At 64.2% G+C, this 26,965-nt stretch carries 21 protein-coding genes and 4 pseudogenes; 8 read left to right on the top strand and 17 right to left on the bottom strand.

Translation table 11 applies throughout. The features are described from left to right. Positions 1-2 precede the first annotated feature (2 nt). The 4 genes and pseudogenes from ABIE53_RS25300 to ABIE53_RS25285 form a co-directional block, all read right to left on the bottom strand. The gene (locus ABIE53_RS25300) at positions 3-1,700 is read right to left on the bottom strand and encodes a SulP family inorganic anion transporter (RefSeq protein WP_192699335.1); all 1,698 of its coding nucleotides are present in this window, start codon (positions 1,698-1,700) and stop codon (positions 3-5) included. A 494-nt stretch (positions 1,701-2,194) separates the two neighbouring features. Continuing rightward, positions 2,195-3,398 (bottom strand): annotated as a pseudogene (locus tag ABIE53_RS25295) (DUF2252 domain-containing protein). 42 nt (positions 3,399-3,440) lie between these two features. Next, a complete protein-coding gene (gene ftrA / locus ABIE53_RS25290) occupies positions 3,441-4,403 on the bottom strand; it encodes a transcriptional regulator FtrA (RefSeq protein WP_006049291.1) in 963 nt (320 codons plus the stop codon). 51 nt (positions 4,404-4,454) lie between these two features. Beyond that, positions 4,455-4,862, bottom strand: coding sequence for a rhodanese-like domain-containing protein (locus ABIE53_RS25285; protein ID WP_192699337.1), 408 nt, complete (start codon positions 4,860-4,862; stop codon positions 4,455-4,457). A gap of 357 nt (positions 4,863-5,219) precedes the next feature. Here ABIE53_RS25285 and ald point away from each other — a divergent pair, with 357 nt between their 5' ends. After that, complete coding sequence (gene ald / locus ABIE53_RS25280) at positions 5,220-6,338, top strand: alanine dehydrogenase (protein WP_006049289.1); 1,119 nt, start codon at positions 5,220-5,222, stop codon at positions 6,336-6,338. A gap of 196 nt (positions 6,339-6,534) precedes the next feature. Here the strand turns inward: ald and ABIE53_RS25275 are convergent, their stop codons facing one another. Further along, positions 6,535-7,845 carry an MFS transporter gene (locus ABIE53_RS25275; RefSeq protein WP_307258826.1) on the bottom strand — a complete coding sequence of 437 codons (1,311 nt, stop codon included), beginning with the start codon at positions 7,843-7,845 and terminating at the stop codon, positions 6,535-6,537. Between the two features lie 234 nt (positions 7,846-8,079). On the opposite strand from ABIE53_RS25275, the pseudogene ABIE53_RS25270 reads away from it, so the two are divergent. Together ABIE53_RS25270 and ABIE53_RS25265 are read left to right on the top strand one after the other, a co-directional pair. Then, positions 8,080-10,160: pseudogene (locus ABIE53_RS25270) on the top strand (putative bifunctional diguanylate cyclase/phosphodiesterase). An 83-nt stretch (positions 10,161-10,243) separates the two neighbouring features. Next, positions 10,244-11,050, top strand: a complete 807-nt coding sequence (locus ABIE53_RS25265; RefSeq protein WP_114156935.1) for a hypothetical protein — start codon at positions 10,244-10,246, stop codon at positions 11,048-11,050. A 27-nt stretch (positions 11,051-11,077) separates the two neighbouring features. Here the strand turns inward: ABIE53_RS25265 and ABIE53_RS25260 are convergent, their stop codons facing one another. The 5 genes from ABIE53_RS25260 to ABIE53_RS25240 form a co-directional block, all read right to left on the bottom strand. Next, a complete protein-coding gene (locus ABIE53_RS25260; protein ID WP_006049285.1) occupies positions 11,078-11,521 on the bottom strand; it encodes a bactofilin family protein in 444 nt (147 codons plus the stop codon). A gap of 49 nt (positions 11,522-11,570) precedes the next feature. Then, a complete protein-coding gene (locus tag ABIE53_RS25255; protein ID WP_006049284.1) occupies positions 11,571-11,948 on the bottom strand; it encodes a hypothetical protein in 378 nt (125 codons plus the stop codon). Beyond that, a complete protein-coding gene (locus ABIE53_RS25250) occupies positions 11,941-12,951 on the bottom strand; it encodes a M23 family metallopeptidase (protein WP_192699467.1) in 1,011 nt (336 codons plus the stop codon). Before ABIE53_RS25250 ends, ABIE53_RS25255 begins: the two co-directional genes overlap by 8 nt. Before the next feature lie 296 nt (positions 12,952-13,247). Further along, positions 13,248-14,111: a 4-hydroxy-tetrahydrodipicolinate synthase gene (gene dapA / locus ABIE53_RS25245; RefSeq protein WP_192699338.1), complete on the bottom strand. Its 864-nt coding sequence runs from the start codon at positions 14,109-14,111 to the stop codon at positions 13,248-13,250. Between the two features lie 126 nt (positions 14,112-14,237). Further along, positions 14,238-14,516, bottom strand: a complete 279-nt coding sequence (locus tag ABIE53_RS25240) for a hypothetical protein (protein WP_192699339.1) — start codon at positions 14,514-14,516, stop codon at positions 14,238-14,240. 20 nt (positions 14,517-14,536) lie between these two features. Between ABIE53_RS25240 and ABIE53_RS25235 the strand changes: the two genes are divergently transcribed. After that, a complete protein-coding gene (locus tag ABIE53_RS25235) occupies positions 14,537-15,829 on the top strand; it encodes an aspartate carbamoyltransferase (RefSeq protein WP_006049281.1) in 1,293 nt (430 codons plus the stop codon). A gap of 61 nt (positions 15,830-15,890) precedes the next feature. On the opposite strand, the gene ABIE53_RS25230 is transcribed toward ABIE53_RS25235, so the two are convergent. Together ABIE53_RS25230 and ABIE53_RS25225 are read right to left on the bottom strand one after the other, a co-directional pair. Beyond that, the gene (locus ABIE53_RS25230; protein ID WP_192699340.1) at positions 15,891-16,733 is read right to left on the bottom strand and encodes an alpha/beta hydrolase; all 843 of its coding nucleotides are present in this window, start codon (positions 16,731-16,733) and stop codon (positions 15,891-15,893) included. Between the two features lie 186 nt (positions 16,734-16,919). Beyond that, positions 16,920-17,696, bottom strand: a complete 777-nt coding sequence (locus ABIE53_RS25225) for an NAD(P)H-dependent oxidoreductase (protein ID WP_192699341.1) — start codon at positions 17,694-17,696, stop codon at positions 16,920-16,922. A gap of 76 nt (positions 17,697-17,772) precedes the next feature. Between ABIE53_RS25225 and ABIE53_RS25220 the strand changes: the two genes are divergently transcribed. Further along, the gene (locus ABIE53_RS25220; RefSeq protein WP_192699342.1) at positions 17,773-18,681 is read left to right on the top strand and encodes a LysR family transcriptional regulator; all 909 of its coding nucleotides are present in this window, start codon (positions 17,773-17,775) and stop codon (positions 18,679-18,681) included. Between the two features lie 18 nt (positions 18,682-18,699). Here ABIE53_RS25220 and ABIE53_RS25215 read toward each other — a convergent pair. After that, a pseudogene (locus ABIE53_RS25215) lies at positions 18,700-19,594 on the bottom strand (aldo/keto reductase family oxidoreductase). Between the two features lie 117 nt (positions 19,595-19,711). On the opposite strand from ABIE53_RS25215, the gene ABIE53_RS25210 reads away from it, so the two are divergent. The 3 genes and pseudogenes from ABIE53_RS25210 (at position 19,712) to ABIE53_RS25200 (ending at position 22,589) form a co-directional block, all read left to right on the top strand. Beyond that, positions 19,712-20,608 carry a LysR family transcriptional regulator gene (locus ABIE53_RS25210; protein ID WP_053859511.1) on the top strand — a complete coding sequence of 299 codons (897 nt, stop codon included), beginning with the start codon at positions 19,712-19,714 and terminating at the stop codon, positions 20,606-20,608. Between the two features lie 104 nt (positions 20,609-20,712). Beyond that, positions 20,713-21,941 (top strand): annotated as a pseudogene (locus ABIE53_RS25205) (sensor histidine kinase). A gap of 270 nt (positions 21,942-22,211) precedes the next feature. Next, positions 22,212-22,589, top strand: coding sequence for a DUF2917 domain-containing protein (locus ABIE53_RS25200; protein WP_006049274.1), 378 nt, complete (start codon positions 22,212-22,214; stop codon positions 22,587-22,589). Between the two features lie 104 nt (positions 22,590-22,693). Here ABIE53_RS25200 and ABIE53_RS25195 read toward each other — a convergent pair whose 3' ends face one another. The 4 genes from ABIE53_RS25195 to otnI form a co-directional block, all read right to left on the bottom strand. Further along, positions 22,694-23,275: a hypothetical protein gene (locus tag ABIE53_RS25195; protein WP_006049273.1), complete on the bottom strand. Its 582-nt coding sequence runs from the start codon at positions 23,273-23,275 to the stop codon at positions 22,694-22,696. A gap of 232 nt (positions 23,276-23,507) precedes the next feature. Further along, a complete protein-coding gene (pcaF, locus tag ABIE53_RS25190) occupies positions 23,508-24,710 on the bottom strand; it encodes a 3-oxoadipyl-CoA thiolase (RefSeq protein WP_053859514.1) in 1,203 nt (400 codons plus the stop codon). A gap of 372 nt (positions 24,711-25,082) precedes the next feature. Then, positions 25,083-26,063, bottom strand: a complete 981-nt coding sequence (gene denD / locus ABIE53_RS25185) for a D-erythronate dehydrogenase (RefSeq protein WP_192699344.1) — start codon at positions 26,061-26,063, stop codon at positions 25,083-25,085. 50 nt (positions 26,064-26,113) lie between these two features. After that, positions 26,114-26,899, bottom strand: coding sequence for a 2-oxo-tetronate isomerase (otnI, locus tag ABIE53_RS25180; protein WP_192699345.1), 786 nt, complete (start codon positions 26,897-26,899; stop codon positions 26,114-26,116). Positions 26,900-26,965 lie beyond the last annotated feature (66 nt).

Raw genomic sequence — 26,965 nt, 5'->3', positions numbered from 1 at the left:
CGTTATTTGTCGGCGGGCTCTTCAACGCCTGCCGCGCGCAGCGCTTCATGCAAGGTGCCGAAAATGCAGCTTGCGTCGACGATCGGCGTGATGCCGTGCCGATCCATGTCGGAGCGCAAATAGCGGTTCACGCGCGCAAAAATCACGTGGATGCCGCTACGCTTTAACGCAGTGCATAGCTCGCCGACCGAGCGCGCCGCCGAATAATCGAGGTCGGTAATTGCGCTTGCATCGATCACGAACCAGCGCACCTTCGTCGGCGCATGGTCGATCAGGCGCCGCGTATCGTCGACGAAAAAGTGGTCGTTCGCATAGAACAGGTCGGCGCCGAAGCGATAAACGATCAGCCCCGGCGCGGTCTGTCGGCCGGGAACCGCGGGCACCGGCACCCACATGCCGTCGTCGCCGGGCTCGAGAATCATCGTATGCGGACGGTAGCTGTGGCGCACGTGCCGCAGCAGCGACACGGCGACCGCAATCAGAATGCCGTGCTCGACGCCGATCAGCACGACGGCCGCAGCCGTGAACACCGCGAGCGCGACTTCGCCCGGACTTTCGCGGCGAATCGCAAACAGCGTCTTGAGATCCACGAGTCCGACGGCGATCGTGAATACGATGCTGGCCAGAATGCAGCGCGGCAAATACTGCAAAAAGCGGCTGAAAAACAGCAGCACCACGACGACCACCGCCGCGAACACGATCTGCGCGAACTGGCTGCGCGTGCCGGCGCGATCGGCCATTGCCGTCTGCGTCGGGCTGCCGTTCACGACGAACGCGCCTGAAAATGCTGCGGCTGCGTTGGCCGCCGCGATGCCCAAAAGATCCGCGTTCGTGTCGGCCACCTGATGATGCCGCTCGGCAAATACGCGGCTCGCCGCCGCGCTTTGCGCGACGATCATCACGAAGCAGGAAGCGGCGACCGGCACGAGATCGAGCGTCTCTTGCCATGTCACAGACGGCATGCGAAGCGGCGGCAGCCCGCCCGCGACCGGACCGAGCACGGCGATGCCGTGCGCAGCGAAACCGTAGACATCGCTCGCCACGATTCCCCCGACGACGGCGATCAACGGCATCGGCACGCGCGGCCGCATGCGTTTGAAAAACAGCACGGACGCGACAACCAGCACCGAAACGGCCAGCGTCGGCCTGTTCAGTTGCCCCCACTCGCGCACGACTAGAACCAGTTGATCCACGCTGCGCGACGCGTGACCGGGCAAGCCGAGCATATCGCCCAGCATCGCAATGCCGACTTGCACGCCGACGCCCGCCAAAAAGCCGACCAGCACCGTGCGCGACAGGAAATCGGCGAGAAAGCCGAGCCGGAAAATGCGCGCGACGAACAGGAGCGCGGCGGTCAGCAATGCGACCATCGCGGCGAGCGACGCGTATTCCGCGCTCGAAACGGGCGCCATGCTCGCGAGGCGGCTTGCGAAGATGGTGGCGGTAGCGGAATCGGCGGCGACGACGAGTTGCCGCGACGCGCCGAAGAACGCGAACGCGATAAGCGGCAGAAAGACGGTGTAAAGCCCGGTAACGGCAGGCATGCCGGCAATGCGCGCATAGCCGAGCACTTGAGGAATATCCATCGACGCAAGCTGGACGCCCGCGAGCGTGTCGCGCATCGCCGCCACGCGGTTCAATGGAAGCACGCCCTTGAGCATGCCCGCGCGCGCCGTCCAATTCGCCAGAAAATCTCGCATACGCGATGCCGCCCCAGAGCCAGGTTATCGCGCATCGTGCCGCGACCCGGCACTGGAAAGCAAGGCCCGTGGACAAATTGCCAACGGCTAATGCTAATAGCTAGTAGAAAACAGCTAATGGCTAACCGGGCCGGCAACGGAACTCACTTGCCGGCTTTGCTCGAACCCGCGACGTTGAAAATCAACGCTTGAAGTGGCCTGTCCGCGGATCGACATGCCGCGCAAAACCGAAAAGCGCCGCAATGCAGATTGGACAGGCGATGAAGAAAACGGCCAACATCTCGCACCCCGTAACCATTTTTTGTTAGTACAAGTCTACGCGATAAGCCGGTGAATTAAATGAGGGAAAACAGCAAATCACTGTTGCCGACTATTACACCATTGTCAGGTAGCGGCGCTTTTTAGGCCCTGAAATAGGGCGTAAAACCGATGAACGTCGGATGAGCTGATCGGCGGGCAAGCGTTTGTTTGAAACCGCAAACGTTTCCGCCGCACTACCCTTTGAACGCGCCGCGATCGTAAGCCTCGCAATACGCTTTCCAGTCCGCCGCGACTTGCGCCGCGCATTGCGTCGCGAGTTCGATCAACGGCGCCTGCCAGTCGGTGCGATTGCCGAACGCGATCAACTCATCCGCGATTGACGACTTCTGCCGCCCGCCGCTGCGCAAATGCGCCCATGCGCTCAGTTCCGCCATGCTGACGACGACGCCCTCCAGCCTCGGCAGTTTGCCGTCCCAGTCCTTCAACGCGACGCGGTCTTCCGAAGGCTGCAAACTGCGCAGCACATACGAGCGCTCATTGAAATCGACCGCGTGCAAAAACGCCTGCGACACCGCCTGATTGCGCCGCTGAATCTCGACGACGCGCTCCGCCTCGCTTCGCCATGCGGGCTGCGGCGTGCGCATATGCGGTACGACTGAAGAAGGCAGCGCTTCTTTAAGGTCGATCAGATAGTTGCCGTCCGGCGAGCCCTTGCCTTCGACGAGAATCACATAACGGTCCACGCCGAGGCTTCCTGTACCCGCGATCCGGCGTGCAACGTCGAGCACGCGATAAAAGCCCGGATCGGTCTCGCCGGTAGCGAACCGCTGCATGAACTGCGTGATTGCGGCACGTCGCTCATCGCTCACCGGCAGCGCTTTCTTGCCGTCCACCTTGAGCGTGCGCGTCTTGCCCTTGAGCGTCGTGCGGCGGTCCAGATGCGCGGCGCGCGTGCGGCTCGCCAATCCATCGAACAGATCGCGCACCATGCCGGACGATGTCTCGCGTTCGACCCAGCGCGCCTTGCCGAGCGCGAGCGCCGCGCCATATGCGTGCACGGCCGTATGACACAGCGCGAGCGCCTGCGCGCGGCTCAGCTTGAGGTCGGCGGCGCCGACCAGCACGCTCGTCAGCAAACGCACGAGTTCGTACAGATTCGGCGCGAGGCACGCTTCATCAAAGTCGTTGTTGTCGAAATAGACGAGGCGGGTTATCGGCCTTGTAGCTGCCGAAATTTTCGAGGTGCATGTCGCCGCAAATCCAGACGGGCGGCGCATCGTCGAGTAACGCCTGTTGCGGCAGGCGCTCATAAAACAGATGACATGTACCGCGCAAAAACACGAAAGGCGACGCACACATCGCCTTGTATTTCATGGCCAGCCGTTCGGGATCGCGCCCGGCGTTAAAGCGCGCGATAGTCTCTGCGATGTCGATCATCTGGTTTCCTTGCAAGCAGCGTCGCGCGTGGTCCTCATCCAGCTATGCCGTCGGCGCGCCGAACTTCTTACGATACGCTCCGGGACTCGTGAGCGCGATGCGCCTGAAGTGCCGGCGCAACGATTCCTCGGAGCCGAAGCCGGCGAGTTCCGCGACGCGCGCCATCGGCAGCGCGCCCTGCGCTTCGAGCAACTCACGCGCGATGGCCACGCGCTCGCGCACCAGCCATTCGTACGGGGCCATCCCCGTCGCGTCATGAAACTGGCGTTGCAGCGTGCGCGGACTCATCGCCGCGCGTTCGGCGAGCGAGCGCAGCGTGTGCGGCAACGCGGGATGACCGCGCACCCAGTCCATCAGCCGCGTGAGGCGTCCGCTTTCGTCGTGCGGCACCGGGCGCGGCACGAATTGCGCCTGGCCGCCCTCGCGATGCGGCGCGACCACGAGCCGCTGCGCGACCCGGTTCGCGACCGCGCTGCCATGATCGCGCCGCACGAGATGCAGCAACATGTCGAGCCCCGCCGCCGATCCCGCCGACGTGATGATCTGCTTCTCGTCGACATAGAGCGCGTCCGGCTGCACGCGCAGATGCGGATAGCGCTCCTGCAATTTCGCGGCATAACGCCAGTGCGTCGTGACGGTCTTGCCGTCGAGCACGCCCGCGGCGGCCAGCACGAACACGCCAGAACAGATCGAACAGAGGCGCGCGCCGCGGCGATGCGCGGCGCGGATTTTCTTGAGCAACGGCTCGGGCGGCAGTTCATCCACATGACGCCAGCCGGGTATCACGATGGTGTCGGCGCGATCTAGGAGCCTCAGCGTGTACGGCGCGGCGATCGTGATGCCGCCCGCCGCGCGGATCGGACCGGGCTCCGCTGCGCAGACCGCGAAGCGATACCAGTCCACGCCGAGTTCCGGGCGTTCGAGCGCGAACAGTTCGGTCACGCAGCCGAATTCGAAGGTGCAAAGCCGGTCATAGGCCAGCGCGACGACAAGATGATTGTGCATGGCGTGATGTTACCGCTCCGCCCGCGAACGCGGCTGCTTCAATGCGCGCTTTCAGGCGGCCGCGGCCGCATTCAGTTCGAAGCCCTCGTCGAGCCAGCCGGTCACGCCGCCGATCATGACTTTTACCGGACGCCCGAGTTGCGCGAGCCGCATCGCACCACGCGTCGCGCCGTTGCAATGCGGGCCCGCGCAGTAGGTCACGAACAACGTCTCGGGCGGATAGCCGGCGAGCTTCGACGCCACGATCTTGCCGTGCGGCAAATTCAGCGCGCCGGGCACGTGGCCGCGCGCGAACAACGCGGGACTGCGGACGTCGAGCAACACGAAGTCGGCGGTGTTCGGGCCGTGTGCCATCGCCGAGTGCACATCGGCACAATCGGTTTCGAAGGCGAGCGACGCGCTGTAATGCGCGAACGCAGCGGCGCTGTCGGCGGCGGGTACGGCGGATACTTCGGACATGTCTGGCTCCTTCGCGTGTTTGAATGGAGACGATTATCCTGACGCGGCCGATCAGGCGACAGTGGCCATATCGACAACTTCCGGCAACATCACGCCACGGCCATTGCATCACGGTTCGTCGATTGGGCGCGCCGCATCCGGTCAGCTTGCAACCTCCGCTGTGATCGCTGGCGAACTGATCGCGGCTCCGGCTCTCGATCTAATTGCGTGCACGGCTCCTACAAAAACTCGGGGCAGCCACGCTTTGCGATCAAGCGTATGCTGGGTTCCACTTCTATATATAAGAGACCTGCTCGTTGCCGTGCCGCAGTGCACGAACGAGTCGTTCAGCGGGCTGTTCCGCAACTGGAGGATGACATGCTGGTTGGCGTACCCAAGGAAATAAAGAACCACGAATATCGGGTGGGACTGACGCCGTCGTCGGTCCGCGAAATGGTGGCGCACGGTCACACCGTCACGGTCGAACAGGGCGCGGGAAGCGGCATCGGCGCATCGGACGCCGTCTATGAAAAAGCCGGCGCGACGATCGTCCCACGCGCGGAAGATGTATTCGCCGCGGCCGAGATGATCGTCAAGGTGAAGGAGCCGCAAGCCGGCGAACGCGCCATGCTTCGCGAAGGCCAGATTCTTTTCACGTACCTGCACCTCGCGCCCGACCCGCAACAATGCGCCGATCTGATCAGGAGCAAGGCCGTCTGCATCGCCTATGAAACGGTCACGCAGGCCGCCGGCGGCTTGCCGCTCCTTGCGCCGATGTCGGAAGTCGCGGGCCGCATGTCGATCCAGGCGGGCGCGTATTGCCTCGAGCGCGCGCATGGCGGCAAGGGCATCCTGCTGGGCGGCGTCGCGGGCGTGCCGTCGGCGAAAATCGTGATTCTGGGCGCGGGCGTGGTCGGCTCGAATGCGGCGCAGATCGCGGTGGGAACGGGCGCGCAGGTCGTCGTGATCGACCGCAATCTCGACGCACTGCGGCGCATCGACCGGCTGCTCGGCGCGCGCGTCATGACGGTGTTTTCAAACCAGGACAACGTCGAAAAGCATGTTCTCGAAGCCGATCTCGTGATCGGCGGCGTGCTGATCCCCGGCGCGGCCGCGCCGAAACTCGTGACCAAGGCGATGGTTGAAGCGATGCAGCCCGGCTCCGCAATCGTCGACGTGGCGATCGATCAAGGCGGTTGCTGCGAGACCGCGAGGCCGACCACGCACGCGGACCCGACGTACATGGTCGGCGACGTGGTTCACTACTGCGTCGCCAACATGCCGGGCGGTGTGCCGCGCACGTCGACCTACGCGCTGAACAACGCGACGCTGCCTTTCGCGCTGCAGATCGCCGACAAGGGCTGGCGCAAGGCGTTGCAGGACAACGCGCATCTGCGCAATGGCCTGAACGTCGCGTTTGGCAAGGTGACGTGCAAGGAAGTGGCCGAAGCGCTCGACTACACGTGGGAAGCGCCGGAATCCGTCATGACGATGTGAGGCGGCGGCTGAGGGCTGCTGCCGGCGGCTTAGCATGACGCCGGCAGCGGTTGAATTGCTCCGTGGCTCTCGTTGCCGATACCGCCGGCAACGGGAGCGGCTCGCTCGCCGCGGCGCGCGATGTCACGACGCCGCGTCAAACACGCGTGATCCAACATAAACACGCGGCTGTGCGCCATCACGGTCCATCTACCGCTTACTCGACATGCACCTTCACATGCTCCGGCCGCCCCGCTGCATAACCGAACCACGCCGCCACCACGCAAACACCCGCGCACAGCGCAGCCAGGCTGTACAGCGAGCCGGTTGCATGCAACAGCGATCCGGCGATGAACGGTCCGCATGACGCGATCAGATAGCCGATTCCCTGCGCCATGCTCGACAGTTGCGCGGCGACATGCGAGTCGTACGAACGCAATCCGATGACGGTCAGCGCGAGTGTGAACGACGCGCCCTGCGCGATGCCGAGCAGCAAAGCGAACATCCACATGATCGGGAAAGGCCCGAAGAAGCAGCCCATCAGACCGAGGCCGGTCAACAGCAGCGCAGCCACGTTCACCACGCGCTGATCCCGCAGACGCACAAGCAGGAACGGCAGCAGCAACGACGCCACCGCCTGCGTGACGACGCTCAGCGAGAGCATGAACCCGGCATCGACGGCGCTCATGCCGCGCGTGCGAAGCACCGTCGGCAGCCAGCCGAACACGATATACGCCAGCGACGATTGCGAACCCATGAACAGCGTGACCTTCCACGCGAGCGGATCGCGCCACAAGCCGCGCACGACGTGCACGCGTCTTCCCGCATGCACGGCTTTGGCAGGCAGATTCACGCCCCACACGAGCGTCGCCAGTGCCACAGGCAACGACCACAGCGCCAATGCCCACGCCCACGCGTTGCCGCCCGCGCCGTCGAACAGATGCGCGATGGCATTGGCCGCCGGCACCGTGGTAGCGGCTGCCGCAGCGGCGCCCGCGCACATCGCGGCGCTGTAGACTCCGGTCATCAGCGCGACGTGATGCGGGAAATCGCGCTTGACCACGCCCGGTATCAGCACATTCATCAAACCGATCGCAAAGCAGGCCACGATCTGGCCGACATACAGCACCTGCCATGCGGGAACCACACGCAATGCGGTGCCGATAGTCAGCAGCATCAACAAAGCCAGCAACGCGCGTTCGCTGCCGAGGCGCCGCACGAGCATCGGTGCAAGCGGGCCGAATAGACCGAAGCATAACGACGGCAACGTGGTCAGCACGCTTGCGCCGGTGCGCGACAGGTTCGTCGCCCGCACTGCTTCGAGCAGTATCGGACCGACGCTCGTGATCGGCGTGCGCAGCGAAAAAGCGATCAGCGCGAGGCTCGCGGCGAGCGCGATGCTGCGAGCGCGCGAATCGTGCGGAGGAGCGTCCGCGACCGGCCGCGCGGTGCCACGGCGTTCAGTCGATGCAGTTGCAGCGTCTGCCGCCGCACGCTGGGAATGATCGGAAGGGTTGGGGGCGGTCATCAATGAGGCGGTTGTGGGGTTGCCTGCCATTGTATTCGGCAAAGCGCTGGGCAGCGGGCATCCGGCATCCGCCATACCGCAGATAAGGCATTAGGTATCGACGCGCGACGGCGCCCGGCAGCGCACGCGCAAGGCCAGCCGCGGCAATCGCTAACATATTGAAAATTAATTAAATAAACGCGCCGAATGGTCGATAACTAGTTCAGCCGCTTTTCCATCGCGGTTGGACTTCACATGCAGAGCTCATACAATCCCTGGCTGGTGGCAATGTCGTTTGTCGTGGCGACGCTTTCGTCGTACACGGCACTCGATCTGACCGCCCGCATCTCTTCGTGCTGGCGTCGCCGCGGCTGCGGCACGTCTGGCGTATGGGCGGCGCGGCGGCGCTCGGCGTCGGCATCTGGTCGATGCACTTCGTGGCCATGCTCGCGTTTTCCCTACCGATTCCGCTCGGCTACGATTTCGCGGAGACCGCTTATTCGCTCGCGCTCGCCATCGGCGCGTCATATCTGGCGCTCTGTCTGACCACGCGCGCGCGGCTGACGGTCGCGCGCCTGATGGGCGGCGGCGCGTTCATGGGCCTCGGCATCGCCGGCATGCACTATAGCGGCATGGCCGCGTTGCGCATGTCGCCCGCCATTAGCTATCGGCCCGTGTGGTTCGCCGCCTCGCTCGCGATTGCGATAGGCGCGTCCACCGCGGCGCTGTGGATGGCGCGCGCCCTCAGCAACGACGACGAACAGTATGTGCTGCGCAAACGCTGCGGCGCGGCGCTCGTGATGGCGATTGCGATCAGCGGCATGCACTACGCTGCGATGGCCGCCGCCGACTTCGCGCCGGGCGCGATCTGCGGCGCGGCGGCCGGGGTGAATGCCGCGTGGCTCGCGACGTCGGTGATTCTTTTCACGTTCGCGATTCTCGTCGTGACGTTGCTGCTGTCGCGTTTCGACGCGCGCACGAGTTTCCTCGTCGGCGCGTTATCGAAGCTCAACGGACAGATCGTGCGCCTTGCCACGCTCGACACGCTGACGGGCCTGCCGAACCGCGCCACGCTGACCGAGCGCATCGAGCGGGCGATTCATGCGGCGCGCCGTCAACGGTCGCTGTTCGCGATCCTCTTCATGGATCTCGACGGCTTCAAGACGATCAACGATTCGCTCGGCCACTCAGCGGGCGATCAGGTGCTGTCCGCGTTCGCACAGCGTCTGCTCGTCTGCGTGCGCGCGGGCGATACGGTCGCGCGCCTCGGCGGCGACGAATTCGTCGTGCTGTCCGAGAACCTGGCGTCGCGCGACGACGCCGCCACGCTCGCGGAAGGCGTGCTCGAACGCATGCGGCACGACACGTGGGCCGATTCGCAGCCGCTGCAGGTGATGCCGAGCATCGGCATTGCGTTGTTTCCCGAGGACGGCGATACCGTCGACACGCTGCTCAAGCACGCGGACGCCGCGATGTACGAAGCGAAGCGCGCCGGGCGCAGCACGTATCGGTTCTTCGAACGGAGCATGAACGAAGCGGCGATGCGCACGCTGCAGATTCAGAACGCGTTGCGCGACGCGCTTGCCGAACACCATTTCACGCTGCATTTCCAGCCGAAATTCGACGGCAGCAGCGAGTCGCTCGCGGGCGCGGAAGCGCTGATCCGGTTGCACGATCCGCAACTCGGCACGCTCGCGCCGCTCGAATTTATTCCGATCGCCGAACGTTCGGGGCAGATCGTGCAGATCGGCTACTGGGTATTGCGCGAGGCATGCCGGCAAATCAGGCGCTGGATCGCGCAAGGCCTGCCGCCGATCAAGGTGGCCATCAATCTGTCGCCGCGCCAGTTATTGCAGGCCGATCTCGTGCCGACCATGCTCGAGATCGTGAAGACGGAAGGCGTGAAGTGCGATCAGATCATGTTCGAGATTACCGAAACGGTCGCGATGCAGGACGCGCCCCGCACCATCGACATGCTTCGCGAGTTCCAGGCAAGCGGCTTTGAAATCGCCATCGACGATTTCGGCACCGGTTATTCGAGCCTCGCGTATCTGCAGCGTTTTCGCGTGAAGCAACTGAAGATCGACCGCTTCTTCACGAACGGTCTCGACGCGCACGGCCCGGAAGGCAGCGCGATCGTTTCGGCGATCATCGCGCTTGCGCATTCGCTGGAAATGGATGTGGTCGCGGAAGGCGTCGAAACCGAGTCGCAAATGCACATGCTAAAGGCGATGCGCTGCGATGAAATGCAAGGCTTCCTGCTCGGCAAGCCGTTGACCGGCGAAGCCTTCGGCGATCTGCTGCGAGGACGGACAATGACCGCCGACGCCTGCTGATTCGACACGCGGGGGAATGCGCGTGAAATGCGTAGCCCGATCCGACGATAAACAATAAAAGCTGCACAGGTGCTGGAGACTTCATGAGATTCGATGTAGCGACGTTTACCGCGTTGTGGCTAATCACGTTTCTGTGCTGCGCACTGATCGCTACCGTGCTTGCGCGGATGTTCGCGCAAGTGAGCGCGTTCCGCTTCTGGGCCGCCGCTTTTTATCTGCTCGCGACCGCTTCCGCATGCTTCGCGTTGCATCTGACATGGCGTACGGATCTGCTGCTCTTTGCAACCGCGGCGCTCGCGCTGCAAAGCCGCATCCTGCTCTGGGCCGGCACGCGCAAATTGTTCGGTGTCCCGGTTTCGTGGCGCACCGCGATTGTCGTGATCGGCGCATTCTGCGTGTTGTATGGCGGGGCGTTGTTGCTCAAGCTGCCCATGCTGCCGCGCGCCGTTCTGCTCGCGCTGTTCTTTGCGCCCTATCGCGCCGCCACGCTCTATGAGGTGTGCCGCCGACGTCGTCCGCAACTCGGTCTTGCGCGGACCATCGTCGCGATCGGCGCTGCCATCGCGACGCTCAGTGCGATCGTGCCGCTCATGCTGGTGCTGCTCGACCGCGCGAATCTCGCGTTGCTGCTCGGTAATCCGCAGACCACGTCGGCGGTCTACGCGGTCGTGTTCGCGGGCGACGTGCTGCTCGCGAGCGGGCTCATGGTGCTGGCGTTCAAGCTGCTGATTCTCGAACGCGACATGCTCGCGACGCTCGATCGCAGCGCCAGTCAACGGCTCGCCGTCGTGCGAAATATGCGGGGCATGACGGGCTCGAATGCCGCTCACGATTATCTGCCGGGCGCCGACGAACCCACGCAACGCTGCCCGCTGCCAGGCGCGGTGTGAACTTCAGCACCTCATTGCACCACGTCATTACGCTTCGTTGAGCGCCATCGAGTTCGATTCGCGTCCGGCGTCGAGCATCGACGTGAGCGGTGTCGGCGCATTGCCTCCATCGCGCCGCGTGAGCTTGCCGTCCACCGACGCGCCGCAATCCATGCGCAATTGCTGATAGTAGATGTTGCCCGTCACATGCGCGTTGGCCTGCAACTCGACGAAGTGATCCGCTATCACGTCGCCGACAATCTTGCCGTTGACCACCACGTCGTAGCCATGCACGTTGCCTTCGATCGAACCGCGGTCGCTCAGCACGAGCAGCGTCTGGCCGCCGGGCTCGCCGCTGACATTGCCCTTCACGTGGCCGTCGAGACGCAGGCCGTTGGTGAACTGAAGATCGCCGACGATGCGCACGTCGTGTGCAATCAAGGTGGCAAGCTTGGTTTGCTGAATGCCTGCGGCTTTTTTCTTGCTGAACATACGGACTCCGGAAAAAAATGGGTGACGCGAATCACGCGCGGCGGCGCGCCTAGCGTCGCGGCGCTGCCCTGCTCTGGCCGCGCAGGAACTGCAACTGGTCGTTGAGCCGCGCGACTTCCGCAGCGGCGCTGTCCGCCGTTTTCTGCACCGACGCGCGCGCGGCCGACTCTTGCGCCAACGCGAGGCGCGCACGAGCCAGTTCGGTCTCCTCGGCGCTTTTATCGACGGGAACCGGCAGGCATTGCCTGAGCGGCAGACCGGCGCGCCAGGCGTCGGCGGCGATCACCGCGGCCGCGCCGGCCAGCGCGCTCAGCGCGCAGACAAGCGTCCACACGACGATGCGAACGCGCAGCGGGCGCACGGGTGCGAGTGCATAAGCGCCATGCGCCACACGGCTTGCGTCGCGGGAAAGAAAGCGGTCAGCCATGAGAAGGAGGCGCGAAAAGCGCGAGGTAAGCCGCGGGATCGACGGGTGCGCCGTTGACCAGCACTTCGAAATGCAGATGCGGGCCGGTCGAGCGTCCGGTCGAGCCGACATCGGCAATGTATTGGCGCGGCAGCACGAGGTCGCCGACATGCACGACGATGCGCGACGCGTGGCCGTAACGGGTCATCAATCCGTTGCCGTGATCGATCTCGACGGCATTGCCATAACCCGACTTCTCGCCTGCGAAGACCACCCGGCCACCCGCGGCGGCGAGAATCGGCGTGCCTGTTTTCGCGACCAGATCGAGGCCCGGATGAAAACTCAGCCGATGTGTGAAGGGATCGGTGCGGTTGCCGAACGGCGAACCGAAACGCGCGCCGTCGGCGGGCATGCGGCCGGGGAACGCGGCGTACGCGACCGCGTGTGCCGCCGTCTGCTGCTCGAGCGCGCCGAGCGTCGCGGCGATGCAATTGAGTTGCTCGCCGGTGCGCTCGGCGTCGAGCCGCGCGCCGAGGTATCGCGGCGCGTCGACGCAGCGTCGTGGCGGCAACGAAGGGCCGCCCTCGCCTTCGCTGTCGGTGGCCGATGAATCGCCGCTCGACGCGGGCAGCGTGGGAGAAGCGGCGGGAGAAGTGCCAGGCGAGGCGCCAGGCGAGGCAACGGGCGCGAGCGGCGCTGGGCGCGGCGTATTCAGACGGGTTTCGAAGTCACGCAACGCACCCACTTGCGCAGTGAGGCGCGCAATGCGCGGCTCGATCTGCGCGACCGACGCGTTGAGCTTGCCGAGCTGGTCGATTGCGTAATCGCGCTCGATGCGGTTCGCGCTTTGCATGCCGGAGACGCCGCGCGCGGACCAGTACTTGCCGATCGCAATGCCGGCCGCGAGCGCGAGCACGGCAGCGGCAAGCGCGGCGCCGAGCGCGAGCGCCGTCGCCGAACGGCGCGTGATCAGTCCCACGGAGCCGCTGGAGAGCCGGTCGCGCGCGCGAAACACGAACGCCATCAGCACGCTCCCCGGCGCGAGCGGCATGCAGCTCGCCGCGCATGGCGCGTGAGCGGCATATTCAGGACAAACACGAATCGGACGAACTCGACTGACTGCATGCGGCATCCGCCGGACGGATGCCGGCGGCGATAATCGATAGAGGGCGCCGATTATCGCCTCATCGCCGAAAGTAGCATCTCAAATATTAGGGGCGCATCTCGCCGCGCATCTCGCCGCGCATCTCGCCGCGCATCTCGCCGCGCATCTCGCCGCGTGGTTTGCCGCGTGGTTTGCTGCGTGGTTTGCCGCTCCGCTCACGCGCGCTCCAACGCGGCGAGACGTTGCGCCAGAATTCCGCTCGCACGCGTCATCGGCAGACGAAGTTCGTCGCGGATCAGCCCTTGCAGCGCGAGCGATGCCTTCACCGGCGCAGGATTCGGTTCGGCGAACAACGCGTGAATCAACGGCACGAGCGTGTGAAAAATGCGCCGCGCTTCGTCGAGCGCGCCTGCCGCGAGCGCGCGATACAGCGCGACGAAGCGTTCCGTGCGCACATGCGCCGACGCCGCAATCGCGCCGCTGCCGCCCATGCACAGCGTGTTGAACATCTGCAGGTCTTCGCCCGCGAGCACCTGCAAGCGGCCGTCGCGAATCAGCGCGAGCGTGGTGTCGAGGGAACCGGCGCAATCCTTCACCGCCTGAATCCGCGGATGCCCGGCGAGCGCGAGCAATGTGTCGAGTTCAAGCCGCACGCCGGTTCGCTGGGGAATGTCGTACAGCACGACCGGCTTGTCGCTGGCATCGGCAAGCGCGATGAAATGACTGACGATGCCGGCCTGCGACGGCCTCACGTAATACGGCGCGGCCATCAGCACGCCGGCGATCGGCAGCGAATTTAGCTCTTGAATGCGCTCGCGCATGCTCGCGGTGTTGTTGCCCGATACGCCGACGACCACGGGCAACGGCGCATCGTGCGCCGCTTCCAGAATGGTCGCCAGCACCGCGTCCTGTTCCGCGGCGTCGAGCGCGGCCGGCTCGCCCGTCGTGCCGAGCGCCACAATCCCCGCGACATCCGCGTCGGCATAGCGGCGCACGAGCGCACGCAACGCGGCGTGATCGACCGCGCCGTCGGCGAAAGGCGTGATCAGCGGAATCCAGATACCCGAAAAAATAGACATGTCTTTCCTCTTGCGTCGATGAGCGACCGTATCGATTCCGGCAGCGTGCGAAGGAGAAAGACAGGAAGGACCGCCGAAGCGCGTGATCCGCTGTTCCGTCGCATCTGACGGAACAGCGTGCTCCGGTCAGATGAGCGGCTGTTTTTTGGCTTTGGCGCTGAACTCCGGGCTGCATTGCTCGACGCGCGGCGCGTTCGAGAGCGAGCGGCGCGCGCGGCGCGCGGCCGCCGCGTCTGCGAAGGCAGAACGAAGCGCGGTCGACGGGCAGAGTCGGAGAAGTTGGCCGGAGAGCATGAAGCGCAGTGTAACCGCGCCGCGCGCAGCTTGGCAAAGCGCATCTTGAAATTGCTTGACTTCTATCGCGGGCAAATTAATATACGCATCGCGTATATCCGGCGCAACCACTCAGATAGACAGGTGCCTTCATGAGCGTCCCGCAGCAAGCCTTCCTCCGCGACGCCATGCGGCGTCTGAACATGACGCGCGAGACCTTCGCAGGCCGCATCGGCGTGTCGCGAAGAGCGCTGGATACGTGGCTTCTGCCGGACGACTCGCAGGAATCGCGCGCGATGCCGGAGATCGTCGAGCGTTTCGTGTCCGAGATCGTCTTGCATGGCGAGCCGGGCGAAAAGTATACGCAGAGCGTAGATTCGCAATCGCTCGCGAGCCAGATGCTGTGGGAGGGCAAGCCGCAGTTGCTGTCGGTCGATCAGTTCTCGCGCGACTCGGTGGAAGCGCTGTTTCGCGTCGCCGACATCATGCAGCCCATCGCGCGGCGTCGAAAAATCTCGCGCGTGCTGGAAGGCGCGGTGCTCGGCAATCTGTTCTTCGAGGCCAGCACGCGAACCCGCGTGAGCTTCGGCGCGGCCTTCTGCCGGCTCGGCGGTTCCGTCTGCGACACGACCGGCTTCACGTTTTCGTCGATGGCCAAGGGCGAGTCGATCTACGACACGAGCCGCGTGATGAGCGGCTACGTCGACGCGCTGGTGATCCGCCATCCCGAGCAGGGATCGGTGGCGGAATTCGCGCGCGCGACCAACGTGCCGGTGATCAACGGCGGCGACGGCCCCGGCGAACATCCGAGCCAGGCGCTGCTCGACCTCTACACCATTCAGCGCGAATTCTCGCGGCTCGGCAAGATTGTCGACGGCGCGCATATCGCGCTTGTCGGCGACCTCAAATATGGGCGCACCGTGCACTCGCTCGTCAAGCTGCTGGCGCTCTATCGCGGCATCAAGTTCACGCTGATCTCGCCGCCCATGCTGGAAATGCCGGGCTATATCATCGAGCAGATTTCGCGCAACGGGCATGTGATCGAACAGACTCACGATCTGCCGAGCGGGCTGCGCGGCGCCGACGTGGTGTACGCGACGCGCATTCAGAAAGAACGCTTTACCGACGAATCGTTCGAAGGCTACACGCCCGACTTTCAGATCAACCAGGCGCTGGTGGACAGCGTGTGCGGCACCGATACGCTGATCATGCACCCGCTGCCGCGCGACAGCCGGCCGGGCGCGAACGACCTGAGCGTGGACCTGAATCACGATTCGCGGCTTGCGATTTTCCGGCAGACCGATAACGGCATCCCGGTGCGGATGGCGATATTCGCGGTGCTGCTCGGCGTCGAAAAACTGGTTCAGCATTCGATGCGCGACGCGGCCTGGCGCCCGCCCGCGTATCTCGGCCCGGACGATGCGGTGTTTCATGGCATCGACTGAAGCAGCCTCGGTAATTTAGTTCGGTTACCGAAATAAATCGCGGCAGTGCTGCGGCAACACATCAAGCTATCGCGCTGCTGCCGTTGCGTCTGAAACCGGCCGCGAAGAACTGCACCTGGTACTGCACTGCATTCGCCCAGTACTTCCACGTATGGCCGCCGGGCCGCTCGGCATATCGATGCGGCACGCCAAGCTCGACGAGCCGCGCATGCAGCATCCGGTTCGAGTGCACGAGCGAATCGTTCGTGCCGCAGTCGATCATCAGCGCCATGTGCGCGCTCGCGAAGCTGCGCGCGTGTTCGACAATCGCCTCGCTGTTCCAGAAGTCCGCGTGCCGCGCCGGATCGCCGAACACCTGATCGATGCCCGGCTCGTCCTCGCAACCGCGCGGATCGACCGCGCCGCTCATGCTGCCGGCCGCGCCGAATTCGTCCGGCCGGTCGAGCGCGATATGCAGCGCGCCGAATCCACCCATGCTCAAGCCGGTGATCGCGCGCGCGTCTTTGGTTGCAATCGTGCGGAAATGCATGTCGATGTAGGCAACGACTTCGGTGCCGACATAAGTGGCGTAACGGCTACCCGCATCGACGGGACTGTCGATGTACCAGCTTTCGCGCCCGCCGTCCGGCATCACGAGTATCACGCCGTAGCGGTCGGCGAGTCTGCCGATAGGCGAATTGGCGGTCCAGTCGGTGTAGTCGCCGCCCGAGCCGTGCAACAGATACACAACCGGGAAGCGGTCGGCCGCGTTGCTGCGCGCATAGCGGTCGGGCAACACGACTGTCGCTTCGAGAGACTTGTGCATGGCCGCGCTCGGGATCGTCACGACACGGGACTGGAACGCCCATGCGGGAGCGGCGGCAAGCAGCATCGCGATCAGCCAGACAAGACGTGCTGTACTCATATTCGTCGCTCTCCCTTCTACATGTGCGGACAACACAGTCGATGCAGCAGGCGGCTCTGCATGCGGGGCGGCAAATTCCAGCGACGACTCTAGCAACGGCGACTTACAGCCAAATTTCAACGAACCCTACGATTCGCCTCACTCCATGCGCGACGCATGCGTGGCGAACATGCGCGCGCGATCCCGCTATTTGACATGCACGCTCAGGCCCTCGCGGCCCGGCGCGATGTCGTCCTTCAGCGTCAACTCGGGAATCTGATAATCGCCGCCGTTCTGCGGACGGAACGGTATCGGCGCGGTATTCCAGAGATTGTCCAGACGCTTGCCGAGCGCATCGCGTGCTTCAAGATATTTTTCTTCGTCGATGCGGCTCGTGCGATACACGACGAACGGCGGCAGCACGTCGAAGCCGGGGTAATAGAGAATGCCGTGCTGGATCGGGAACAACACATCGTCGATGGGACCATTGATGCCGCGCGGACTGTAGTGCGATTCCCAGCCGCCCGTGGTGACGACGAGCATCGCGCGCTTGCCGGCTAACATGCCTTCGCCGTAGCGGTCGCCCCAGCGCGCATCGGAATGCTCGCCCACGCCGTACGCGAAACCATAGGCGTAGACGCGCTCCACCCAGCCCTTCATGATCGCGGGCATCGAGAACCACCACAGCGGGAATTGAAAAATGACCGCATCGGCCCATTTCAGCTTCGCCTGTTCCGCGGCGATGTCCGGGCTTTGCAGTCCATTCTCGAATGCATGCTTCGACGCGCGCGACGGATCGAAGCGTTCGCCCGTTGCAGGCGCGAGGCTATCGGCTGCATCGAGTGGCGCCTTCCAGTTCATCGCATACAGATCGGAGACCTGAACCGCGTGCCCCGCTTCCTGCAGGCGCTTGACGGAGAAGTCCTTCAGCGATCCATTCAACGACCGCGGTTCAGGATGAGCATAAACAATCAGAACGTTCATTTTGCGTTGCCTTGATTCATGTGGGAATGCACCCACGATAGTGGCCGTCGCGGTATATTGGAAATGAATTACTGATATGACAGGTATAGCCGTGAATAATCTGCGCAAGCTCGACCTGAATCTGCTCGTCACGCTCGACGTACTGCTCGCGGAACTCAACGTGACGCGCGCGGCGGAGCGGCTGAATTTCTCGCAGCCGTCAGTAAGCGTGCATCTCGCGAAACTCCGCGATGTGCTCGGCGATCCGCTGCTGCTGCCGGGGCCGCGAGGCATGCGCGCCACCGCGCGCGCCGAGGCGCTGCGCGAGCCGTTGCGGCAGGCGCTCGAAGCATTGGAGCAAGCGGTCGCGCCCGCGCGTCCTTTCGACCCGGCGCAGGCGACGCAAACCTGGCGCATTGCCGCGACGGACTACGCCGAGTCGACCATCGTTCTCCCGGCGTTGCAAGGGCTGCGCAAAGCAGCGCCCGGCACGCGGCTCGCGGTCGTCGAAGCGGTGCCGCCGCGTATTGCGAAGCAGGCGGAACAAGGCGAGATCGACCTCGGCTTTCATACCAGCGAAGACGCGCCCGCCGGCTTGCGGCGGCGCGTGCTGTTTGCCGAGCGTTATGTGCTGGCCGGACGCGCGGATCATCCGCGTCTCAAACGGCGGCCCACGTTGGCGCAGTTTTCGAAGCTCGAGCACGTGATCGTGTCGCCGGACGGCGGCGGCTTTGCCGGCGTCACGGACCAGGTTCTGGCCCGCGCCGGTCTCACGCGCAGAGTCGTGCTTTCCGTTCCGCACTTTCTGTTCATGATCTCCGCGCTCGCGAACAGCGACCTCGTGGCGATGGTGCCCGCGCGGCTCGTCCGCGATAACGCTGCGTTACGCGTGGTCGAGTCGCCCGTCGAAGTCCCCGGCTATGAAATGGCGATGCTGTGGCATGAGCGCTCGCATCGCGATCCGGCCCATCAGTGGTTGCGCGCGCATATCGCCGGTTCGGTTTGATGAAGCGTCATGCGCTGACTAGCTCTGGCCGTCAACGTGACCATTGCCGCGGCCGATCGCATCCAGCTTCGCGAGAATCTCGCCGCTCAGTGTGAGGCTGGCCGCCGCCAGGTTCTCGCGTAGATGCGCGACCGACGAGGTGCCCGGAATCAACAGAATGTTGGGCGCGCGCTGCAGCAGCCAGGCGAGCGCCACTCGCATCGGCGTCGCCCCGATGGTTTGCGCGATGTCCGTCAAAGCCGACGACTGGATCGGCGTAAAGCCGCCCAGCGGGAAAAACGGCACATAAGCGATGCCTTTATCCGCGAGTTGATCGATCAGCGCGTCGTCGGTGCGGTGCACGAGGTTGTAGTGGTTCTGCACGCAGACAATCTTCGCGATGCGCTGCGCCTCGGCCACTTGCGCCGGCGTCGCGTTGCTCAGGCCGATGTGGCGAATCAAACCGCGCTGCTGAAGCTCGGCGAGCGCGGTGATCTGCTTTTCGATCGACCCCTTCGCTCGGCGCGTGCACGTCGCCCATCAGCCGCATGTTGACCACTTCGAGCGCGTCGAGCCCGAGGTTGCGCAGATTGTCCTGCACGCCGCGCTCCAGATCCTGCGGCTCCTGCGCCGCCAGCCACGCGCCGTCGCTGCCGCGCACCGCGCCCAGCTTCGTGACGATCACGAGATCGGCGGGATACGGATGCAGCGCCTCGCGAATGAGCTGGTTGGTGATATGCGGGCCATAAAAATCGCTGGTGTCGATGTGATTCACGCCTTGCGCCACCGCCTCGCGCAGCACGGCAAGCGCGGCGTCGCGATCCTTCGGCGGGCCGAACACGCCCGGTCCCGCGAGCTGCATTGCGCCATAGCCCATGCGCCGGATCTGGCGGCCGGCGAACGGAAAGGTATCGGTGATTTCGAGGTTCGGCATCAGGCTCTCCTTGCTGGTAGTTGAAGCGCAGTATGGCCGGGATTGCACCGTTTAATAAAGCGGGCTAACGTGCACGGGTCGTGCAAAAAAACGAACAATCAAAAACGAACCATCGCCATGGAATTAAACGACCTGACCGCGTTCATCTCGGTCGCACGCGCGGGCGGTTTTCGCGACGCGGCGCGCAGCAGCGGCGTTTCCGCGTCGAGCCTGAGCGTCGCCGTGCGCCGGCTCGAAACAAAGCTCGGCTTGCGTCTGCTGAACCGTACGACGCGCAGCGTCGCGCCGACCGAAGCAGGCGTGCGTCTGCTGGAAAAGCTGACGCCGCTTTTCAGCGAAATGGAAGCGGCACTCGACGTGCTCAATGGCTTTCGCGAGCAGCCGAGCGGCACGCTCAAACTGAACGTGCCCGCGAGCGCCGCGCGCATTCTGCTGCCCGATATCATCGCGCCGTTTCTGAAAGCGTATCCGGACATACGCGTCGAAGTGTTCGTCGAAGACGGCTTTGTCGACGTGCTTTCGATCGGCTGCGATGCCGGCATCCGTTACGACGAACGGCTCGAGCAGGACATGATCGCCGTGCCCATCGGTCCACGCGTGCAGCGCTTTGCGACGGCTGCCGCGCCGGACTACCTCGCGCTTCGCGGACGCCCGCAACATCCGCGCGAGCTGCTTTCGCACGCTTGCCTGCGCGGCCAGTTTGCCGGCGGCGCGATGCCAACCTGGTACTTCGAGCGCGACGGCGAAGTGGTGCAACTGAATCCGTCCGGGCCGCTGCTCGTGCGGCCGGGCGCAGCAATGGACCTGCTGATCAACTCGGCCGTCGCGGGCGTCGGCGTGATCCATCTGTTCGAACCCATGCTTCGGCCGCATCTCGACAGCGGCGCGCTCGAACCGATTCTCGAACCGTGGTGGCAGCGCTTTTCCGGACCTTTTCTGTATTATCCCGGCCACCGTCATGTGCCAGCGCCGCTGCGCGCATTCGTCGATTTTCTGAGGGACCGCAACGCATGACGTGACCGGCACGCAATTTCGACGCCACGCCGCCGATTTGCGGTGATAATGGGCTGCCGCCATTGCAGCGACGCACTTCCCAAAACCTGATCGACCGCGCCATCATGAACGACAAACGCGTTAGCCCGCTGCGCAACTTCGCCGGTTTCATTCGCGCCGAGCGGCTCCGACTAACAGAGCAATGGATGAACGCGGTTTTCGGCGACGCCGACCTCGTGGAAGCCGACAAGCTCACGTATCAGCAACTCGCCGACCATCTGCCGGAAATTCTCGAAGGCTTGTGCGCGGCGCTCGATATTGAAGACTTGGAAAGCGTCGAACCGGCCATCGAACGCGATGCCCGAAAGCACGGCCTGGTGCGCTGGCGCCAGGGCTATCGCATCGAAGAACTCGTGCGGGAACTCGACCTTTTCCACCAGGTTCTCGCCGATGCACTCGAAGACTACGCGTCGCGCGACGGCACATTCACGCGCCGGCATGAGCGGCGCGCGCGCCGCATGATCGCCGAAACGCTGAGCGTGGTCACGCTCACGTCGATCAGGGAAGTGGTCAGCGAACGCGACCGCGCAAGATCGACGAATACACCGGGCGGCTCGAACGCGCCAATCACGAACTCACGCTGAAGCAACGGCTCGTCGGCGAATTGTACGAGTCGCGCATGCACATCACGCGCAGCGTGGTTCACGATCTGCGCAACTTCCTGAACGCGTTTTCGATGGCGCTGCAACTGATCGCCCGCGCGCCCGCGAAAGCCGACACCGCGCTGACTCTGGCGAACCGGCAGGCAGAGGACATGAAGGCGCTCGTCGAGCAGATGGTCGAGTACTCGGTGATACTCGGCGACGGCGCGCCGTTGACGCCCGAACAGGTCGATCTGCATGAACTCTTCGAGGAACTGGTCGCGTCGTCGCGGCCGTCCATCGAGGCAAAGGGGCTGACGCTGCGCTCGGCATTCGATCCGGCGCTGCCCGCCGTGACGTCGAACCGTTTGAAGCTCAAGCAGATCGCCGTGAATCTGCTTACCAACGCGATCAAGTACACGCAATCAGGACAGGTCGAGTTGCACTTTGCGATGGCCGGTCCGGAGCATTGGTCGATTCGCGTGTCCGATACCGGCGTGGGCATCGCGCCCGCCGATGCGGATCGCGTCTTCCACGAATTCGAGCGCGCGGCGGACGACGACATTCCCGGCACGGGGCTCGGACTCGCCATCGTGAAGGAACTGTGCCGCGTGCTGGGCGGACACATCGAGTTCGTGTCGCGCGAGGGCGTGGGCACGACGTTCACGATCCGCTTTCCGTTGACTCTCGAGGAGGAGCGGTTGCAGAACTAACAGCACCCGCCACCGCGGCTACGGAAAATAGCGGCCGAATTCCGTTGACAGAGCGTGCGGCAAAACGGCACACTCAATTCATGTTCACGCACACCTCCATCGCCGTCGCGATTAATCACCCGAAGCGAGCCGTCATCGGCTGGCCTCTGGGAGCATGTGCGCGTTAGCAGTCTGAATCTGTAAAACAAGCCCCCAAGGCCCCGCCGGTAACGGAAGGGGCCTTTTGTTTTGTGGGCGCCTCCGTCAGCCGGCTCTATAACGGAGAGCAAGATGGATCAGGCAAGCCCGCAGTGCATGGACGACGACGCACGTGTTCTGGCGTATCAGCAGGACGAGCGTCTGCCGAAGGTGGTGGTGCATTTTCCGGTCGCGCCTGGCGCGACGCTGACATGGCGCGTCGAAGCCGACAGCACGCTCGCGGTGAACGGTGCGCGTCTTTGGCTGACGCGCGTTAGTTCGCCTTACGATCACTGGTTGGTGCCGGGTCAAACGTTCAGCCTGCAGCGCGGCGAACGCATATGGCTCAGCATCGACGGCGAGCGCACGGCGCATGTCTCGCTGACTTATCTGTTGCCCGCACAGGGCTTGTTCAGGCGTTGTCTAAGCCGGCTCGCCCGCCTGGGCCTTGGACCGCCGACACCGCGTTGACATGCTTCCCGCGTGCGAAACACGCTCGCGAAAAGTGCAACGGCGCGATGGTCTCTTGCAGGCCATCGCGCCGCGCAAATACTCATGCTTTACCGAATTGTGTCTTACTGCGTATCTTGCGGCGTGACCTCGACGGCCGCAGCGGAGACGAACACCGCATGGATCGTATCGCCCACTTTCACACCGGTCAGATCGACTTGCGGACCGGCTTCTAGCGTCTGCGTCTGATAGGCGCCGCGCAGCGTGACGAGGCGCCGTTTGCGGTCGATCTTCTGCACGGTGGCAAGCACTTCAACCTGGCGCGCCGATTCGAAGCCCCCCGAAGCCGGCGCATAAATCTGCGTATCGACACGTTCGCGAATGCCCTTGCCTTTGCCGTCGACACGATCCGCCTTCACGAGCAGCGCGTTCTTGTAGAGCGCATCGACACGATCGCCGACTCTGAGCTTCTCGAAGCCGGCAACTTGCTGACCCACGAGCACGACCACCACGTTACCGCCTGCGCCCTTCAGCGTCAGCGCGCGGCTGCCGGGATCGATGCCCACGATCGTGGCCTTCAGATGCACCGGCTGTACCGCGCTCACAATGTCTTGCGCGGCGCTCGCCATCGCGTCTTGCGCCCATGCCGGTTGAGCCGCCGCGAGCACCGCTGCTGCCAATGCCGCTGCAATCGTCGCTGACTTCATTTACGCTCTCCTCGATGAATCGCCCTTTATTCAATGCGCATTTCGCATCGCTCCATACGCATATATTCAGGACGCTTGATTAAAGGTGCAGCGCAAAGATTGTACATGCCTTACAGAAAGCTTCAATCGCGCGAAGGGCCGCAGGCATCCATGCAAAAAAACAGCCTCTTCGCTGTTGGGCGAAGAGGCTGTTGTGCGCGGAGCGTTATCTAACGCAGACGCGTTCAGAACATCACACGCGTTCGATGGCGATTGCAATTCCCTGTCCGACGCCGATGCACATCGTGCACAACGCGAAGCGCCCTTGCGTGCGTTGCAACTGGTACATCGCCGTCGTGACGAGACGTGCGCCGCTCATGCCGAGCGGATGACCCAACGCGATCGCGCCGCCGTTCGGGTTCACGCGTGCGTCGTCGTCGGCCACGCCGAGCGTGCGCAGCACCGCAATGCCTTGCGACGCGAACGCCTCGTTCAGCTCGATCACGTCGAACTGATCGATGGTCATGTTCAAACGCGCCAGCAGTTTTTGCGTGGCGGGCGCCGGGCCGATGCCCATCACGCGCGGCGCGACGCCGGCCGTCGCGATGCCGAGCACGCGCGCGCGCGGCGTGAGGCCGAAGCGCTTCGCGGTCTCTTCGTTCGCGAGCAGCAGGGCAGCAGCGCCGTCGTTGACGCCCGACGCGTTGCCTGCGGTCACGGTGCCGTCCGGGCGCACGACGCCCTTCAGTTTCGCGAGCGTCTCGAGGCTCGTTTCGCGCGGATGCTCGTCTTGCGACACGGTGATCGGATCGCCCTTCTTCTGCGCGATCGTCACACCGACGATTTCCTGCGCGAGCGTGCCGTCCTTCTGCGCGCGCGCGGCTTTTTGCTGGCTGCGCAGCGCGAACGCATCCTGATCGGCGCGGCTGATGTTGTAGTCGGTCGCGACGTTCTCGCCGGTCTCGGGCATCGAGTCGACGCCGTACATCTGCTTCATCAACGGATTGACGAAACGCCAGCCGATGGTCGTGTCGTAGATGTCCGCCTGGCGCGAAAACGCGCTGGTCGCCTTGCCCATCACGAACGGCGCGCGGCTCATGCTTTCGACGCCGCCTGCCACCATCAACGCGGCCTCGCCCGATTTGATCGCGCGCGCCGCGATGCCGACCGCGTCCATGCCTGAACCGCACAGGCGGTTCACGGTCGAGCCGGGCACCGCTTGCGGCAAGCCCGCGAGCAGCAGCGACATGCGCGCGACGTTGCGGTTGTCTTCGCCGGCCTGATTGGCACAGCCGTAGATCACGTCGTCGATGGCGTTCCAGTCGACGTTCGGGTTGCGCTCCATCAGCGCCTTGAGCGGCACCGCGCCCAGATCGTCGGCGCGAACCGACGACAGCGAACCCGCATAGCGGCCGATGGGTGTGCGAATCGCGTCGCACAGGAATGCTTCGGACATGTGATGTCTCCAGTGATGAACTGCGCGCGGCGCCGACAGAAGCGCACGGGATGAGTCGGGCATCGGCCGGACGGGCTGCCGGGCGGTACTCGCGGGAATTCAGCTTAGCGCAGGATAGGGAACGATGCGTTCGAGTCGCCGGCCGTTTTGTTCTTTATGCGAACATACGGTCATATATCGAACAACAAGACTCGATGATAGGCGCGCGGCGGAAACGCTGTCAAGCGAACGCCGGCTTGCACCAGGGAATACGTGAGAAGCCGGAACGCGCACGGCAAAGCGTCTGACGATTGAGGCGCTCGCGCCGCGGCCCGTGTTTGCAAGGCCGCGGCGCGAGGCTGGAGGGACGTTTGAAGGGACGCTAAAGGGACGTCAGCGGAGCGAGATGCCTTCGTCGGCGATATAGCCGCGGATCACATCGGCGAAACTTTGATCGCCGCGCAAGCCCAGTTGCTCGGCGCGCGACGTATCCCATCGTCCGGGCCAACTGCCGACAATCTTTTCCACGCGCGCATCCGCCTGCCACACGATCCGTTTCGCGACTTCGTCGCCGGCCACTTCGCGCAACGCCGCGACCATCTCGTCGACGCTGACTGAAATGCCGGGCAGATTCAGCACGCGCTGGTTGCCGAGCGCGGCGGCATTCAGCTCGAGGCCGGCGATCAGGCATTCAATCGCCTTGCGCGGCGACAGCAGCCACAGGCGCGTCGAGCCGTTGACCGGACACACGGCCTCTTCGCCGTTCAGCGGCTCGCGGATAATGCCGCTCGCGAACGACGACGCCGCCGCGTTCGGCTTGCCCGGCCGCACGCTGATGGTCGGCAGACGCAGCACGCGTCCGTCGACGAAACCGCGCCGCGAGTAATCGTTGAGCAGCAATTCGGCGATCGCTTTCTGCGCGCCGTAGGACGACTGCGGATTGAGCGCCGTATCGTTCTTCACGACCTCGGGCAACTCGCCGCCGTACACCGCGACCGAACTCGTGAACAGCACGCGCGGCCGGTGTCCGCGTTGCCGGCAGACATCCAGCAGCAGACGCGATGCATCCAGATTGATGCGCATGCCGAGATCGAAATCCGCTTCGGCCTGCCCGCTGACGATGGCGGCAAGATGAAAAATCGCCGCTGTGTGGCCGTCGATCGCGCGCTCGAGCACGCTGCGCTCGGCGATATCGCCGACTTCGGTGCGCACGCGGCTGTCGCCGAAATCGTTGGCTTGCACGACGTCGAGCAGCACGAGTTCCGTGAGTGCTTGCGGCGCGCCCTGCGCGTCTTTCAACGAACCGCGCGCGAGCAGTTCACGCGCGAGGCGCTGACCGAGAAAACCTGCACCGCCGGTAATGAGTACTTTCATGATTCGCTTGAGTCCTCGTGTTGGGTTATCAGGCCGCGCTCAGGCCGCCTTCACGCTGCGTTTAGATAGGGCTTGAGCCAGCCGAGTCCCGCGGAGGTCGCGGCGCGCGGCCGGTATTCGCAGCCGATATAGCCGTCGTAACCGAGCGCGTCGATCACCTCGAACAGATACGGATAGTTGATCTCGCCCGTGTCCGGCTCGTGCCGCTCGGGCACGCCCGCGACCTGAATGTGGCCGATGCCCGCGAAATCGCGCCTCAGTTTCATCGCGAGATCGCCTTCGACGATCTGGCAGTGATAACAGTCGAACTGCACCTTCAGATTCGGCGCGCCGACTTCCGCGCAAATGGCTTGCGCTTCGTCCTGCCGGTTGAGAAAAAAGCCCGGCATGTCGCGTGTATTGATCGGCTCGATCACGATCATGATGCCCTCCGCTTGCGCGGCCTTCGCGGCATGCGCAAGGTTTTGCAGATACACCTCGCGATGCCGCTCGCGCGGCTGATCGGCGGCGATCAGGCCCGCCATCACGTGCAGCTTGCGATTGCCGATCACGCGTGCGTAGTCGAGCGCGGTGTCGATGCTGCGGCGGAACTCGTCTTCACGCCCCGGCAACGTCGCGATGCCGCGCTCGCCGCTTGCCCAGTCGCCCGGCGGCGCATTGAAGAGCGCTTGCGTGAGGCCGTTCGCATCGAGACGCGCCTTGATTTCTTCCGCGCGGAAATCGTAGGGGAACAGAAACTCGACCGCTTTGAAGCCGTCTTTCGCCGCGGCGGCGAAGCGGTCCAGGAAAGCGTGCTCGTTGTACATCATCGACAGATTCGCGGCGAAGCGAGGCATGGCGGCAACTCCTTTGAAGCGATGTTCGGCGCGCGGCAAACAACACCAGGCAATGCGTAAGCCGCG

The organism is Paraburkholderia sp. OAS925, from assembly GCF_040543975.1.
In the GTDB taxonomy this organism is placed as follows: domain Bacteria; phylum Pseudomonadota; class Gammaproteobacteria; order Burkholderiales; family Burkholderiaceae; genus Paraburkholderia; species Paraburkholderia graminis.
The sequence above is the reverse complement of the archived record's forward strand: the minus strand, read 5'-3'. Positions and strand labels throughout refer to the sequence as shown.